Here is a 16700-nt window from a genome sequence, read left to right on the forward strand (position 1 = left end):
GCAGTTCCTATAGCAACAGATGCCTGCGCGGGAACAATTAGAGGAACCACCACAACAGTTTTCCCAATCACAGCACAGGGAACAACAGTGGTTACGTGGACTTTTGATGATGGAAGCGGAAATATTTCAACAGCCAATCAGAATGTAATTATTGATGATGTTACTCCGCCTGCAATACCGATGCTTGCTGATATAACAGGACAATGCAGTGTAACACCAATGGCTCCGACAACAGCGGATGTCTGCGCGGGAATAATAACAGGAACAACTACAGCGGCCTTCCCCATAACAAATCCGGGAACGACAGTTATTACGTGGACATTTAATGACGGAAACGGAAACAGCGTCACGGCAAACCAGAATGTGATTATCAGCCAGATTGCTCTGGCAGGAGTAGAGACTGCAACCTGTTCAGCCACACAGCCGGGATATAATATTACCTTGTCGGTAACCGGTCAGGCGCCTTATACTGCTACCGGAACCGGAGCGCCGGGAACCTGGTCAGGAAATACTTGGACATCAGGACTTATCAGCTCTGGAACCAATTATAATGTAAACTTTCAAGATGCAAGCGCTTGTAATACGGTAAATGTAGCTGGAATTTCGCCAAACTGCTGCCGTTTCAGTGTGATCTGCCCGACTTTCCAGCCAACTTCAGTACAATGTTATGAGGAGCTTCCTTCGGAAGTCAGCTTAACAGAAACTCAGTTCGAAACCTTGGGAAATGGCGACGGACGCATTGCAGACACCCGATGCGGAGTGATCGAAATTACAGCATCAAATGGAGCAGATCCAGGTTGTAATGCCAATGTAACCAGAACTTATACCATTACAGAATATGAAGATACCAACAGCAATGGAGTTCGTGATGCGGGAGAGAATAATGTTCTGGATACGGCAATGTGTACACAGACGATATTAATTCACGATACTACAGCACCAGTGTTTGTAGAAAAACTACCTGACGCAACGATAACAGCAGACTGTGATACCATTCCTCTAGCCCAAACTTTTACAGCTACAGATAACTGTGGCAGTGCAACAGTTGCTTATGACGAGCAGAGAGTCGACGGAGATTGCGCCAGCAGATATTCGCTGATCAGGACATGGACTGCATCAGATAATTGTGGAAATCAGAATTCTTTTGTCCAGACGGTAAACGTCTCTTGTGTAGAAGAAGTCTACAATGCGGTATCGACCAACGGTGACGGATTAAACGATAGTTTCTTTATAAAAGGAATTGACTGCTATCCAAACAATGTTGTAAGAATCTATAACAGATACGGAGTGGTGGTTTACGAGAAAAACGGCTATGACAACGTTACTAACCCATTCCAGGGCTTCTCAGATGGACGCGCAACGGTTGCCAGAGGAAATAAACTTCCGACAGGAACTTATTTCTACACCTTGGAATATGATAGCAACGGAAGAAAGGTTGAAAAGGCAGGGTATCTGTATGTGAATAGCCAATAATTAAAATATAATTCTATAAAAAAGGCTTCAAAATATTTGAAGCCTTTTTCTTAAAATCCAATTTCATTTATTTTTTAACACAACAAGATTTTGTGTCTTTTTTGTCTGTTGTTTTTTTACAGCACGATTCTTTTTTTGCCTTGTCTTTTGTTGCTGGTTTTGTATCCTGAGCCATTACGCCAATAGAGAAGAAAGCAACTGTTACTACGGTGATTACTTTTGTCATTTTGATTAAAATGTTTTTTGTGTTAAAGATTATAATTGGTAAATCAAATATAATTCAAATTCTTGTCGTTTATTCTTACAAATTGTTAATGTTTTTGTAAAATCTGTTAATGAGTTGTAAAGCCTCCGCCATTGTATTTAATAGTTAAGATTAACTCCAAATCCAATTCCCATATCGCTATCGTAATGCGTTGTGATTCCGAAGTTTCTGGCGACGATATATTTCAATCCTGCCATATATTCTTTATCAGTATTCCACATTAAATTCATTCGAAGTCTTTGCGAAAGCGGAATATCTTTTCGTTCAAATTGTACTCTCACATTTCCATCTGTATAAACTTCAACTTGAGCTTTTATGAGCATTGGTAAAGTGTATTCGGCTCCTAAACTAAAAACCGAACGATTGTCTTTGGTATTTTTTTGTCCCCAAAGATTTTGTTCCTGTTCATCCATTCCCATTTTTCGATAACGCCAGTCAAAACCGATAAAAGGCATTAACCATTGATTTTTTCCGATATATCGCCCAATATGAGTTTCAGTTTCATAACCGTGTTTGTCGTTGTAACCCAATCTCCATTCCGTTCCGATGCTCCAGCGTGTATTGCTTAACATTGCTTCACCGTCATTTCCGTTGGTAGCAAAATCATTTTCTCCCATAAAATGAAACATTCTGTCGTCCATTTTTAGCATTTTAAAAGCCATTTCAGGATGATGGATCAACGGATTTGGAGCGGAATTTTCATAACTAAAAATACGTCCCATTCCAGCCATCATGTGATATAAAATATGACAGTGAAAAAACCAGTCGCCATCTGCATTTGCTTGGAATTCGATCGTATCGGTTTCCATTGGCATAATATCAATAACATTTTTGAGAGGAGAATAATCGCCGTGTTCGTTTAGAATTCGAAAATCATGTCCATGTAAATGCATCGGATGGCGCATCATCGAACCATTATATAAAACAATTCGAACGTTTTCTCCTTTTTTAATTAATATTTTATCGGTTTCAGAAACTACTTTATTGTCCAAACTCCACACATAACGATTCATATTTCCAGAAAGTGTAAAGCGCAATTCCTTTACAGGCGCATCTTTTGGAAGATTTGTTTTAAAAGGAGATTTCAGCATTCCATAATTCAAAGTCACAATTTCTGAAGTTTCAGTACTGTCATTTTCCATTTTCATTCCTTCCATATTATGCATCGAATGATCCATGATAGGTTTTGCATTTTCATCTTCACCAGAAATTTCAGGATACATAACGGCATTCATGTCCATTTTGTTCAGAGACATATTCATGCCCATATCGTTCATTTCGCCGTTCATTTTCATCATATCGTTCATCATTTTCATTCCTTCAAAATATTTTAGTTTTGAAAGATGATGAACAGGTTGTTTTTCTCCATTTCCTAAGAACAAAGAGGCTGATCCCGTTCTGTCTTCGGCTGTAGCCAAAAAGGCAAAAGATTTATGATCTTCGGGAATCGTAACTACAACGTCATACGTTTCAGAAACGGCAATAATCAAACGATCCACTTCTACAGGTTCAACGTCATTTCCGTCGCTCGCTACAACGGTGATTTTTCCTCCGCCATACGTCAGCCAGAAATAACTGGAAGCGCCTCCGTTGGCAATTCGCAATCTAACTTTTGAGCCCGGTTTAAGATCTGAAAACTGTTGTTCATTTTTTCCGTTGATTAGAAATTTTTCATAATAAACATCGCTCACATCCATGGCATTCATTCGTTTCCACTCGTTGGTCACTTTGGTCGAAAAATGTCCTTGTTTTAAAGCTTCAAAATAACTTTGTGTTGTTCCTTTTTTAATGGCAAACCAATCATTGGCATTGTGAAGCATTCGCTGAATATTCTCAGGTTTCAAATCTGACCATTCGCTTAAAATAACCGGAATTGTTGGCAAATCGTCGATTCCTTTTCTGATTGTGGAATCGTCTTTTTTCTTATTGATGATAAAAAGTCCGTATAAACCAATTTGTTCCTGTAAACCCGAATGACTGTGATACCAATAAGTTCCATTCTGAATAATAGGAAACGAATATTTATGCGTTGTTCCAGGTTCAATTGGCATTTGAGTTAAATAAGGAACACCGTCTTCTTTATTTGGTAAAAATAATCCGTGCCAATGCATCGAAGTGCTTTCCTTTTTTAATTCATTATGTACATAAATTTCTGCAATATCACCTTCGGTAAAAGTCAAAGTCGGCATCGGAATTTGCCCATTTACTGCAATCGCACGTTTTTCTTTACCCGAAAAATTAACAATCGTATCGCGAACGTGCAAATCGTAACGGACGACTTTTTGTGCCTTTAGCTGAAAAGCAATTAAAAAAAGAATCAGTATATATTTAATTTTAATCATGGATTATAATTTTAAATCAATTGAACATAATTGAATTTTAACACATAGAGACATAGATTTTTTTGTCTAAAAAAGAGAATAAAAGAAACTAGTTTCCACACATAGCTATGTGTATTGATGCAAGTGAAACGCCTTTAAGCGCAATGCAAAGCTATGTCTCTATGTGTTGAAATAATTACTCCCAATTTACAATTTTAGATTTCTCAATCGCAAAGCATTTACGATTACAGATACAGAACTCAAACTCATTGCTACCGCAGCCAACATCGGCGAAAGCAATATTCCTAAAAACGGATATAAAATTCCTGCTGCAATTGGCACTCCCAAAGTATTATAGATAAAAGCAAAAAATAAATTTTGTTTAATATTTGACATTACAGCATGGCTGAGGTTTTTAGCTTTTACGATTCCATTTAAATCGCCTTTTACCAAAGTTATTTTGGCACTTTCAATGGCAACATCAGTTCCTGTTCCCATTGCAATTCCGATGTTGGATTGTGCCAAAGCAGGTGCATCATTGATTCCGTCACCGGCCATGGCAACGATTTTTCCTTGTGCTTGAAGACGTTCAATTTCTTTTAATTTATCTTCCGGAAGACAATCTGCTTTGAAAGAACTCAAGTGCAAATGTTCTGCAACTGCTTTTGCAGTATTATGATTGTCTCCTGTCATCATGATAACCTCAACGCCCTGAGAAATTAACTCTTTAATAGCTTTTGCGCTATTTTCTTTAATAGCATCGGTAATGGCTACGAAACCTAAAACGCTTTTTTCAATAGCGATGTACGAAATGGTTTTTCCTAAATTCTGTTCAGAAATCACTTTTTGTTCTAAATCAGTAGAAACAGAAGCGCCAATCTCATCCATTAATTTTTTGTTTCCTAAAGCGACACTTATGTTTTCTATAGTTCCTAAAACACCTTTTCCTGCAATAGTTTCGAAACCTTGAACTTCTTTGAATGAGCTATTTTTTGCTTTCGCGAAATTTACTACGGCTTGCGCTAAAGGATGTTCGCTATGCTGATTTAAAGAAGCAATGTTTTCAAGCAGAAAATTTTCATCATTATTAATAGCATATATTTTTTCAACAGAAGGTTTTCCTTCAGTGATTGTTCCTGTTTTATCGGTAATTAAAACATCAATTTTATTCATGTTTTCGAGAGCTTCGGCATTTTTAATCAAGATTCCGTTTTGAGCACCTTTTCCAACTCCAACCATAACCGACATTGGAGTTGCCAGTCCAAGTGCGCAAGGACAAGCAATAATTAAAACGGCAATAGCATTAATTAATCCGTAAACATAAGCAGGTTCTGGACCAAATTTTGCCCAAACAAAAAAGGTTATAATTGAGATGATAACAACTGTCGGTACAAAATATTTAGAAACGCGATCGGCTAATTTCTGAATTGGAGCGCGAGATCGGCTTGCGTCATTTACCATTTGAATAATCTGCGAAAGCATCGTTTCTGACCCTACTTTTTCGGCAATCATTACAAATGATTTTGTACCGTTTATGGTTCCAGAAATTACGGCATCTCCTGTTTTTTTATCTACCGGAATTGGTTCTCCCGTAATCATCGATTCGTCTATATTGCTTTCGCCAGTTGTTATTTTTCCATCAACAGGAATTTTTTCTCCGGGTTTTACACGAAGCAAATCGCCTTTTTTAATGTTGTGAATGGAGATTACTTTATCTATTCCGTTTTCAACTAAAGTCGCTTCTGTTGGAGCTAATTTTAATAATTCTTTTATGGCACCATTGGTTTGTCCGTGTGCTTTGGCTTCCAATAATTGTCCTAATAAAACTAAGGTGATAATTACCGTTGCCGCTTCAAAATACAAATGAATAGTTCCGTGATGTGATTTGAATTCGGATGGAAAAATATCTGGAAAAAACATTCCGACAATACTAAAAAGAAAAGCAACGCTGGTTCCGATTCCGATTAATGTAAACATGTTGAGATTCCAAGTCACAATCGATTTGTAAGCACGAACGAAAAACATCCATCCAGCATAAAATAAAACGGGAATAGAAAATAATAACTGAATCCAGTTCCATTTTTCAGTAGACATGATATTGTAAAGCGGATTATTCGGAATCATTTCTGACATGGAAATGATGAAAATTGGAAGCGTAAACAAAATCGCAATTTTCATTTTTTTCAATAAATCAGTATAAGTTGTGTTTTCTTCGCTTTCAGAAGCCTGCATCGGAACTAAATCCATTCCGCAAATTGGACAATCACCTGGTTCGTTTGAAACAATTTCTGGATGCATCGGACAAGTAAATTGTGTTGCGGTTACGGCAACTTGCGGTACCAAGTCCATTCCGCAGACAGGGCAGTCACCAGGTTTGTTGTATGTTTTGTCACCTTCGCAATGCATTGGACAATAATAAACGCCATTTGCACTGTGCTGGTGTACTTTTTTAGTTTCTGTTTTATGATGACTATGATCGTGATTCTCTTTTTTATGACTTGAACAGCAAGATTTAGTTTCTTCGTGATTTTTAGGAGAATCCATTTCAATGGTATAATTTCCCGCAGCGGCTAAAACTTCTTGAAATTTTTCTGTCGGGACGTGTTTGTCCATTGTAATAGTAGCTGTTGGCGGATTCAAAGTCACTTCTGCTTGAACGCCTTCGACTTCATTTAAAGTTTTTTCGACTTTGGTTCGGCATCCATTGCAAGACATTCCTGAAATTATATATTGATGAGTCATTGTATTGGTTTTAAGTATTACAATGCAAATTTCCGAAGTATGTGCGAGTTCGGTTTGTAGAATTTTGGGAATGATTTGTAAGATTTACTAAATGTTTTTTTAACCGCAAAGGGCGCAAAGGTTTACGCAATCCCAATAGCTATCGGGAGCTAAGTTTTTATTTAGTTGAGATTTTTAAAAGTTCGCAAAGCTTTGTCTGAATAATTCTGCGAGCTGTATTTAAACATAGCCCAAGGTTTCAACCTTGGGAAACGCATCGTGTTCCAATCTTTGTGTACCCAAGGTTGAAACCTTGGGCTATGTTCTGAATAAATTGCGAAATCGTTATTTGAAAAGTTAGCCACAGATTAAAAAGATTAACACAGATTTTAAAATCCTTTTAATCCTTATAATCTGTGGCTAAAAAACTTTGCTCCCGATAGCTATTGGGATTGCGTAAACCTTTGCGCTCTTTGCGGTTAAATAAAAAACTACAAATTCTCGATTTGAATGCGTTTATTATCTTTCAATTGTTTGAATGAAGTAGGAGTAAAGCCAGTAATTTTTTTGAATTGATTGCTTAAATGCGCCACATTACTGTAATTTAAAATATCAGCAATTTCGCTTAACGAAAGCTCATTGTAAATCAATAATTCTTTTACTTTCTCGATTTTCTGGCTTATGAAATACTTTTCTATTGTAGTATTTTCAATTTCAGAGAATAAATTGCTTAGCGAATTATAATCTTGATTGAGGTTTTCTGCCAGATATTCTGATAGGTTGATTTTTAAATCATTGTTTTTATGATGAACCAAATCGACGATGAGGTTTTTTATTCTTTCGACGGTTTTTGTTTTTTTGTCGTCGATTAGATCAAAACCTAAAGCTTGAAGATTTTCTAATAAAACTTCTTTTTGGTTATCGGTGATTTCTTCGTTCAGTTCGACTTCTCCCAATTCTACAGCAGTAGGTTGAAGTCCGAGTTTTTCGAACTCAGACTTCACTACCATTTTGCATCGGCTGCACACCATATTTTTGATGTAGAGCTTCATATTTATTTGATCGTTTCTACCACGTTACCGCAAGTCAGCATCGAAGAACCATAATATGGATTCTTAACTGCTTTTTCTTTGCTTAACCAATCAGCATCTGCCATTGGGCAATATTGTTTGTAGATTGGTTCTGTTGGATTTGAAACTTTTATTAAATCGTAAGTGCTTTTAGATAAAGATTTAAAAGTCTCACGTTGTTTTTTAAGATCTGTAGTTGACGAAATACTTTTGGCATCGGCAGTTAATTTTTTTACCACTTTCATCCAAACCGTATGTTCGTTGCTTTTTAGTTTGTCCATTTTTACTGCAGAAATCGCTGTCAGTAAAGTTGCAGCTTTCGCCGAAGTCAATTTGCTGTCACTTTTAATAAGTGCATCTTTTACTGAAAAATAAGCATCGTAAACAGATTGCAGTTGAGAATCTGCAATTTCGATTGTTGTTATTTCAGTAGTATTGGTTTTTGCTTGAATTGTATTTGCGCTAAATACTACTGTAAGTGCTGTTGCTAAAGCTATAATTGATTTTTTCATTGTATATAATATTTGAGTAAAGGATTATTTCCTTTAAAATTAATTAAAAAATTTGATTTCAAAAAGACCCAATATGGGCTGTCACAAATACAATAATTATATTTTCGGCTTCAGCCAGATAGAAGTAAATCCAGAAGAAATAGTAGAATTACTATAAGAAGAAATGGTATTTTTTAAAGAAAAATTGAAAACATCGTTTTGCAAATCAAAATCATTTGAAGTTAAAAAGATGTTTAATGTTGAGGTATTACAGCCAGAATGACTGCATTTTCCATCACAATTATGTTTTTCTTCTTTGGAGGTTTTCTTTTCACAGCATTTTTTAGAACAACTGTTTTCTTCTTTACTAGCAATTTCTTTAGAGTGTCCAGTATGGCATGCGTAGGTATAACTCGGGTTCAAAAAGAAGCTAAGAGTAATAAAAAGCATTATTATGTGGATTTTCTTTTTCAAAGAGATTGTTTTTAGTAGCACAAATTTAGCTAAAAATGTTTGAGGAAATAACTTTTTAAGATTTCGCTAACTAGAGTTTTTTGAAATCTGTCGGTTTCATGTTTTTACGTTTCTTGAAATAATTGGTCAAATGGCTTTCGTCGGTAAAACCAAATTCGTGCGCAATCTGTTTAATCGGCAATTGATTGTTGTGAAATCTTTTTTCGATTAAAGCCAATCTTAAATTATGAATGTATTCGCGATAACTAATGCTGAAAGTTCTTTTAAAATAAGCGCTAAAATAGGTTTGAGCAATATTAAAATGTTCTGCAATTACTTTTACTTGCACCAATTTTGGCTGATAAATATTCTGATGAATGTAATTGGCAATTTGTTCATTGTCCAAATGTTTGGATGTCATTTGCAAGTTCATGCATCTAATCGTTTCTTTAATCAATCCAAAAATCGATAGTATCTGATAGAATACAATTGGCGAATTGGTAACATCAGTATATTCTCCATATTTTGTAATGTTCTCAACAGTATTCTTTAGAATAGTTTTGCAAGGTTCGTCAAATTTTAAAACGGTTTCTTTTAAAATCTTATCGCGCATGAAACTTTCTGGCGAGTGAATTAGAAATTCATCACAAGTTAGATTTTGCTTCGAATTAAAATAATTATCGGTGAATTTTATAAAAATAAAACGAGTGCTCTTTTTAATATCAAAGTAATGTTCGTCATCAGGCGAAATCACAAAAAGATCTCCTGCTTTATAGTGAAGCAGATTATTATTTATATGATGAATACCGCTTCCTTTTTTGATATAGATGATTTCATAATACGTATGTGTATGCGGAGGAAGATGAAATTTCTCTTCTTCAAATTCATCAAGAACAAGTGTTTTAAACTGATTTAATTTCGGCATAACTTAAATATACAATTTTATGTCACAAATTTACAATTTATTTCTGGGCTAACAGTGTTAATTTTGCCTCGTAGAAATCTATTCCTTTCTACATTAAATCAAAATGAAAAAAAGTCTTATTGCACTCTCTCTAGGAGGGTTAACTATTGGAATTACAGAATTTGTAATGATGGGATTACTCCCAGATATTGCTTCAGATATGAAAGTTTCAATTCCGGTTGCTGGATATTTAATTTCGTCTTACGCACTTGGAGTTGTTATTGGAGCACCTTTATTAGTAATTGCAGGAAGAAATTATGCACCTAAAAAAATGCTTTTAATTTTAGCCTTAATGCTGGCTGTCTTTAATGCACTATCTATTATTGCTCCAAGTTATGAAGTGTTATTTGCTTCACGATTTCTTTCTGGACTGCCGCATGGAGCATTCTTTGGTGTGGGAGCGGTAGTTGCAAGCCGTTTGGCAGATAAAGGAAAAGAAGCGCAGGCCATCTCGATTATGTTTGCTGGTTTAACTATTGCCAATTTAATAGGTGTACCAATTGGGACCTATATTGGACATCATTTTATTTGGCGTTATACTTTTGTATTGATTGCTTTAGTGGGATTATTAACCTTTTTGGCGATTTATTTATGGATGCCAAATCTTGAAAAAGGAGAAAGTGTAAATATGAAGACACAACTGCAATTTTTTAAGAAAACCGAAGCTTGGCTTATAATAGGAATTACAGCAATTGGGTTTGGAGGTCTATTTGCATGGATCAGTTACATTGCACCACTATTAATTAATGTTTCAAAATTTGCACCAGAAGATGTTTCTACAATTTTAATCTTAGCGGGATTAGGAATGGTGGTTGGTAATTTTGTGGGAGGTAAACTGGCAGATCGTTTTTCACCAGCTCCAACAACTCTAGCTTTATTGCTTGTTATGTCTACCGATTTGGTTTTGGTTTACTTTTTCTCATTTAACCAATATATATCTTTGTTTCTAACTTTCTTAACGGGGGCTATTTCATTCTCAGTAATTGCTCCAATTCAGATGCTGATGATTCGTACAGCAAAAGGAGCGGAGATGATTGCTTCAGCTTCTCTTCAAGGAAGCTTCAATATTGGTAATGCTTTAGGTGCTTTTCTTGGTGGATTGCCGTTGGCAGCGGGATTCAGCTATTCTTCTCCTAATCTTATTGGAGTAGTAATGTCGGTTATCGGAATGATTATTACATTCATATTGATGAGATTACATCAAAAACAGGTTCAGGTTCAGCGGATATAAATCTAAAATAATCAAATTTTTAAGCCCTTAACTTTTTGTTTAAGGGCTTTTTTTATGCTTGTAAATGCGCAAGCTTATAGTCAAAACTACCTTTTCTTTTTCTTTATTGATTGTATTTATAGGTAAAATCATTATAAAATTTAAGCTCTTAATAGATTTTTTTTAATTTTTTTTGGCTTGACTTTAACTTTTTAAGTGTAAAAATAACACCTGATGATTTCGTAATTAACATTCCTGTAATCGATTGTTTTTTTTGCAATAATCGAATCAAATGAACGAATAATAATAATATTTTTAATATTTTAAAGTGATATAAATTATACATGTCACATAAAAAGGCGATAAAAATTTTATTATGTAGTTTATTTTGGGATTTTTTTGGCAAATTTTATTTTTCGTTTAAAAAAAATATCTATGTTTGTGTAATCGATTACAACATTTTTTTGCAATGCTTCGAAATCGATTAAGTAATAAGAAGGAAAAATAAAGCTTGAATAAAGTTTTGTTGAAAAAATAAATAAATTATTGTTAAATCAAAACCGCAAATGTTAACTATAAAATGAATTGAAAGTAACCACAAAAAACCACTTAAACCAAAAAGAAAAACTTTTAATAACTTAAACAATCAACCATGAACTTTAAAGAACTATTAAACAAAGGAGCAGATTTTTGCTTTAAACTTGTTTTCTTACTGTGCTTATTGATCGGTACTCAAGTATACGCGCAGGGCACAACGATAGAGGGAACCGTGAAAGATGCCGCGGGACTTTCTCTTCCTGGGGTAAATGTCTTAGAAAAAGGAACTAAGAACGGAACTTCTACCGATTTTGATGGGCATTACAAAATAAAACTGACCAATCCGAAAGCAGTATTAAGCTTTTCTTTTATTGGGTTTAAAAGCATTGATATCTCTACAGATGGGAAAACAAAAGTAAATGCAACAATGTCTGAGGATTCTAATAATTTAAATGAAGTTGTGGTAATTGGATATGGAACTTCTAAGAAATCTGATTTAACTGGAGCTGTTGCAACTTTCTCGGGAAGTGAAGCTCGTAAAATTCCTGTTCCAAACGTAGCGGAGGCTTTAACAGGGCGTATTGCCGGAGTATCAGTAAGCAGTTCTGAAGGTTCGCCAGATTCAAATGTTCAGGTTAGAATTCGTGGAAACGGGTCTTTAAGCCAAGACGCTTCTCCATTGTATATTGTAGATGGATTTCCAGTAAATAATATCAATGATATTTCTTCTTCAGATATTGAAACGATGACCGTTTTAAAAGACGCGTCATCTACAGCAATTTATGGTTCTCGAGGAGCTTATGGTGTTATTATAGTTACAACTAAAAAAGGTAAAGATGGTAAAATAGCAGTAAACTTCAATATGTTTTATGGGATGAAAAAACTGGCTAATACTATCGATGTTACTTCTCCAGAGGATTACGTAAAATGGCAGTATGAATATGCTTTGCTTGATCAAAATGATAAAACTATTTTGAGTAATCCAGTTTCTTATACCAAGTATTTTGGTAATTGGCAAGATTATGATATGTACAAAGGCATGAAAGGAAATAACTGGCAGAAACAAGTTTTTGGACGTACAGGAGAAGTACAAAGCCGTGACTTATCTATTCGTGGCGGAAGTGAAAAAATGAACTATAACTTCAACTATGCGCATTATGATGAAAAAGCAATTATGTTGGGGTCGGACTTTAAGAGAAATAACTTGTCTCTTGCTTTAAATAGTAAAGCTTCAGATAAAATTGATTTAAGTTTTACAGTACGTTACTCAGATACTGAAATTAATGGTGCTGGTATGAATGAACAGAATGAGGCTTCTTCTGCAGATTCTCGTTTGAAAAATATTGTTGGATATGCACCAATTCCTGTTCCAGGTTTAACTACAGATGATACAGATGAAGCAGTTTCTAATAATTTAACTCATCCTTTTGTCGCTATTACCGATAACAATCGCCAACAGTTTAGAAAGAACTTCAATACATTAGGAAGTTTTTCTTGGAAACTTACTTCTGATTTAATTTTTAAAACGGAATTAGGTTTAGATAATTATAATTTTCAAGATTATCGTTTCTATGGACGTACAACGTATTATGTGAAAAATAATCCAGCGGCAGAAAGACAAGGTATGCCTGCATTGATAATGTCAGATAGAAAAGATACTCGTTTTAGAAATGCAAATACTCTTAACTATGATTTGAAAAAAATAATGGGAGAAAACCATAGCTTAAAATTTCTTTTAGGAGAAGAGTCTATAAACTATGATAGAAATGATTTGATAAATACAATTCACGGATTACCATTGTCTTTTGAGTTAGATGAAGCTAAGAAATTAACTACACAAGGAACACCAGTTTCAGTTGATAATTTCTATTTCCCAGATGATAAATTACTCTCTTTCTTCGGACGTGCAAATTATGATTATAAAGATCGTTATCTTTTAACAGCGACTTATCGTGCCGATGGTTCAAGTAAGTTCTTAGGAAGTAACAAATGGGGATTTTTTCCAGCAGCAGCAGCAGCTTGGAAAATTTCAGGAGAAGAATTTATGAAAAATGCTTCATGGGTTAATTTGCTTAAATTAAGAGTAAGTTATGGTGAAGCAGGAAACAATAATATTCCGACAGGACAAATGGTACAAAGTTTTGCATCTACTACATCTACATGGATTAATGGAGTAGATAGCTATTGGGCAGCTTCAAAAACAATGGCTAATCCAGATTTGAAATGGGAAACTACTGTAACACAAAATATTGGTTTAGATTACGATCTTTTCAAAAATAAAGTAACGGGATCTGTTGAGTTTTATAAAAACAAAACAAAAGACTTGCTAATGAATTTCCCAATTTCTGGAGGTTATGATTATCAGTATAGAAATATGGGTGAAATTCAAAACAGTGGTGTAGAGGCAACTTTAAACCTTAACTTAATTGAAAGACCTAAATATGGAGTAAGCGTATCATTTAATGCCGCATTCAATACTAACAGAATTAACTCTCTTGGTGTAATGAAAGATTTTACATGGTCAAGTGGATGGGCTTCTTCTTCAATCACAGCAGATTATCTAGTAAACGTAGGACAACCTCTAGGAATTATGTATGGGTATAAAAGTGATGGACGTTATGAAGTTTCAGACTTTGATTATAATGCAGGAACTTATACTTTAAAAACAGGAGTTGCAGATGCTAAAACTGTCGTTGGTCCAATGAAGCCAGGTGCTATGAAATTAAAAGATATTAATGGTGACAATGTTGTAGATAGCAAAGATCTTACTGTTATAGGAAATGCGAACCCAAAAAGCACTGGAGGTATGGTGTTAAATGCTAATGCTTATGGATTTGATCTTTCTGCAGCTTTTAACTGGAGTATTGGAAACGATGTATACAACGGAAATAAAACAGAATTTTCTACTTCAGTTCCTAATGGACAATATAGAAATTTAGGTTCTGAAATGGCAGATGGAAAAAGATGGACAAATCTTGATCCTAATACAGGACAACTAGTAACCGATCCTGCTCAATTGACTGCTTTAAATGCGAATACTACAATGTGGTCTCCATACATGCCTCGTTATGTTTTTACTGATTGGTCTGTTGAAGATGGGTCTTTCTTAAGACTTAACAATTTAAGTTTAGGTTATACTACACCAGATGCTTTAACTTCTGCTTTAGGAGTTTCTAAGTTGAGATTTTACTTGACAGCTAGCAATGTTTTTGTTTGGACTAAGTACTCAGGTCAAGACCCAGAAGCTTCAACTAGAAGAGCGACACCGTATACTCCAGGGGTTGATTATTCAGCTTATCCAAGAAGTAGACAGATGATATTTGGTTTAAACCTTAATTTCTAATTCAGTTAAATTTTCACAAGATGAAACATAAAATATTAATAGCAGGAATGTTTGTTGCAAGTTTTTTTACTTCTTGCTCAGATGATTACTTAGATGCCCCAGCAAAATCAACATTAGATGAATCAGTTATTTTTTCTAATGTAGGATTAGCTGAAGGCGCAATTGATGGAATAAAAATTCCTTTTGCAGAAACTAATTCATACAGAGGTCGTTTTCTTCCTTTTTATGGTATGAATACAGATACAGAATGGTATAACTCTTCTCAAACGGTAAGTGATGCGTCAGACTTATGTACTTATGATGCACAGACAGTTAACTCTCAAATGAATACAACTAATAATGCTTGGGCAATGATGTATTCTGGTATTGAACGTGCTAATATTGCCATTAGAGGTTTGCGTACTTATGGAAATCCGACACCTGGATCAGATTTAGGATATTTACTTGGTGAAGCATTAACTTTAAGAGCGATTTATTATGCTGACTTGGTAAAAGCGTGGGGAGATGTGCCTGCACGATTTGAACCATTAAATAATGCAACTTTATATGTTGCTAAATCAAGTCGTGATGTGATTTATAAGCAAATTATTGCCGATTTAGGTGAAGCTGCAACATTAGTGCCTTGGCCAGGCGGAAGCTCTGCGACTAGTAGTGTGGAAAGAATTAATAAGGCATTTGTCAAAGGATTCCGCGCTCGTTTGGCAATGGCTGCCAGTGGTTACCAACAATATCCTGACGGTATCAGAAGAAGTACAGATCCTGAATTGTCAGTTGCAAATATGTATGCTTTAGCATTAGCAGAATCTCGTTCTGTTATTGCAAGCGGTTCAGCACATTTGGAGCCTTCGTTTGAAACATTCTGGAAAAAATACAATCAGGAGTACATAGTTGCAGGTGGAGAATCTTTATGGGAAATACCTTTTTCAGACGGTAGAGGGCGTATGTTGTTTACTTTTGCTGTAAAACATACAACTAACGACCAATTTCATGCAAATGGGGCTAATCGTGGAGGAACTGCAGGACCACTACCTAATGTTTTTTATGATTATGACCAAGAAGATACGAGAAGGGATGTAACATGTGTTCCTTATAAATATGGTACAGCAGTAAATAATGTCGCTAAACAAGAGTTAGGAGCATTAAATACTTGGTATTTTGGAAAATATCGTTACGAATGGATGACTCGTTTTGTAACATCAACAAATGATGATGGTGTAAATAAAATTTATATGAGATATGCCGAAGTCCTTTTAATAGCAGCAGAAGCTGCAAATGAATTAGAAGGCCCAGCTTCGGCAGCTCCATATCTAAAAGAAATTAGAAGAAGAGCATTTCCAGCAGCATCTCAGGCTGCTAAAGTTGAAAACTATGTAAACTCATTAACTAGTAAAGAAGCAATGTTTAATGCTCTTGTTAATGAAAATAAATATGAGTTTACAGGAGAGATGGAACGTAAACAGGCTCTTATACGTTGGAATTTATTAAAAACAAAATTAGATGAGGCTAAAGTGAAAATGAAAAGCTTATCTGATCGTACAGGTGATTATGCTGATGTTCCATCAACTTTATACTACAAATATAAATCGGATAATGTGACTTTAGATATTTATGGTCTTAATCGTGGAGAAACTGCAAATCCAGGAGCAGATTATTCGCAATTCACATGGACTTGGACTGGCTCTACAGCAGATACTAAAATCAATACCTTATACAAACCAGGGGTTGATCCAAACAATAGACAGTTTTGGCCAATTTGGAAAGTTTTTATTGAGGGTAGTAATGGGATGCTAACAAATGATTATGGATACGAATAACGAATAGTTGTAGTTAGTGACTTGAAAATTAATAAAGT

Annotated in this window: 11 protein-coding genes; 4 read left to right on the top strand and 7 right to left on the bottom strand. The window is 35.0% G+C overall.

What is annotated here, in order from left to right; translation table 11 throughout:
- Positions 1–1473, top strand: a 1473-nt coding sequence (locus tag NU08_RS15280) for a gliding motility-associated C-terminal domain-containing protein (RefSeq protein ID WP_129748009.1), incomplete at its 5' end; no start/stop codon positions are given.
- A 67-nt stretch (positions 1474–1540) separates the two neighbouring features.
- Here the strand turns inward: NU08_RS15280 and NU08_RS22360 are convergent.
- The 7 genes from NU08_RS22360 to NU08_RS15310 form a co-directional block, all read right to left on the bottom strand.
- The gene (locus NU08_RS22360; RefSeq protein ID WP_165352463.1) at positions 1541–1699 is read right to left on the bottom strand and encodes a hypothetical protein; all 159 of its coding nucleotides are present in this window, start codon (positions 1697–1699) and stop codon (positions 1541–1543) included.
- A 137-nt stretch (positions 1700–1836) separates the two neighbouring features.
- Complete coding sequence (locus tag NU08_RS15285; RefSeq protein WP_242502566.1) at positions 1837–4080, bottom strand: multicopper oxidase family protein; 2244 nt, start codon at positions 4078–4080, stop codon at positions 1837–1839.
- Between the two features lie 186 nt (positions 4081–4266).
- Entirely contained in the window at positions 4267–6801 is a 2535-nt protein-coding gene (locus NU08_RS15290; protein WP_129748010.1) for a heavy metal translocating P-type ATPase, read from the bottom strand.
- A gap of 470 nt (positions 6802–7271) precedes the next feature.
- Positions 7272–7832 carry a helix-turn-helix domain-containing protein gene (locus NU08_RS15295; protein WP_129748011.1) on the bottom strand — a complete coding sequence of 187 codons (561 nt, stop codon included), beginning with the start codon at positions 7830–7832 and terminating at the stop codon, positions 7272–7274.
- Between the two features lie 2 nt (positions 7833–7834).
- Positions 7835–8362: a DUF3347 domain-containing protein gene (locus tag NU08_RS15300; RefSeq protein WP_129748012.1), complete on the bottom strand. Its 528-nt coding sequence runs from the start codon at positions 8360–8362 to the stop codon at positions 7835–7837.
- Positions 8363–8458: 96 nt separating this feature from the next.
- Entirely contained in the window at positions 8459–8815 is a 357-nt protein-coding gene (locus NU08_RS15305) for a hypothetical protein (protein WP_242502567.1), read from the bottom strand.
- A gap of 70 nt (positions 8816–8885) precedes the next feature.
- Positions 8886–9719, bottom strand: a complete 834-nt coding sequence (locus NU08_RS15310; protein ID WP_129748013.1) for an AraC family transcriptional regulator — start codon at positions 9717–9719, stop codon at positions 8886–8888.
- A gap of 103 nt (positions 9720–9822) precedes the next feature.
- Here NU08_RS15310 and NU08_RS15315 point away from each other — a divergent pair, with 103 nt between their 5' ends.
- The 3 genes from NU08_RS15315 (at position 9823) to NU08_RS15325 (ending at position 16662) form a co-directional block, all read left to right on the top strand.
- Entirely contained in the window at positions 9823–10989 is a 1167-nt protein-coding gene (locus NU08_RS15315) for an MFS transporter (RefSeq protein WP_129748014.1), read from the top strand.
- A gap of 631 nt (positions 10990–11620) precedes the next feature.
- Positions 11621–14848, top strand: coding sequence for a SusC/RagA family TonB-linked outer membrane protein (locus NU08_RS15320; RefSeq protein WP_129748015.1), 3228 nt, complete (start codon positions 11621–11623; stop codon positions 14846–14848).
- A gap of 20 nt (positions 14849–14868) precedes the next feature.
- Positions 14869–16662 (top strand): RagB/SusD family nutrient uptake outer membrane protein, encoded by a 1794-nt coding sequence (locus NU08_RS15325; protein ID WP_129748016.1) that lies wholly within the window; start codon positions 14869–14871, stop codon positions 16660–16662.
- Positions 16663–16700 lie beyond the last annotated feature (38 nt).

This window comes from Flavobacterium anhuiense (assembly GCF_004151235.1).
Classification (GTDB): Bacteria; Bacteroidota; Bacteroidia; order Flavobacteriales; family Flavobacteriaceae; genus Flavobacterium; species Flavobacterium anhuiense_A.

Excerpts from the sequence above, each read along its gene's own strand:
- NU08_RS15320 (WP_129748015.1), top strand. The coding sequence starts at position 11,621 with ATGAACTTTAAAGAACTATTAAACAAAGGAGCAGATTTTTGCTTTAAA.
- NU08_RS15295 (WP_129748011.1), bottom strand. The coding sequence starts at position 7,832 with ATGAAGCTCTACATCAAAAATATGGTGTGCAGCCGATGCAAAATGGTA.
- NU08_RS15285 (WP_242502566.1), bottom strand. The coding sequence starts at position 4,080 with ATGATTAAAATTAAATATATACTGATTCTTTTTTTAATTGCTTTTCAG.
- NU08_RS15310 (WP_129748013.1), bottom strand. The coding sequence starts at position 9,719 with ATGCCGAAATTAAATCAGTTTAAAACACTTGTTCTTGATGAATTTGAA.
- NU08_RS22360 (WP_165352463.1), bottom strand. The coding sequence starts at position 1,699 with ATGACAAAAGTAATCACCGTAGTAACAGTTGCTTTCTTCTCTATTGGC.
- NU08_RS15300 (WP_129748012.1), bottom strand. The coding sequence starts at position 8,362 with ATGAAAAAATCAATTATAGCTTTAGCAACAGCACTTACAGTAGTATTT.
- NU08_RS15325 (WP_129748016.1), top strand. The coding sequence starts at position 14,869 with ATGAAACATAAAATATTAATAGCAGGAATGTTTGTTGCAAGTTTTTTT.
- NU08_RS15315 (WP_129748014.1), top strand. The coding sequence starts at position 9,823 with ATGAAAAAAAGTCTTATTGCACTCTCTCTAGGAGGGTTAACTATTGGA.
- NU08_RS15290 (WP_129748010.1), bottom strand. The coding sequence starts at position 6,801 with ATGACTCATCAATATATAATTTCAGGAATGTCTTGCAATGGATGCCGA.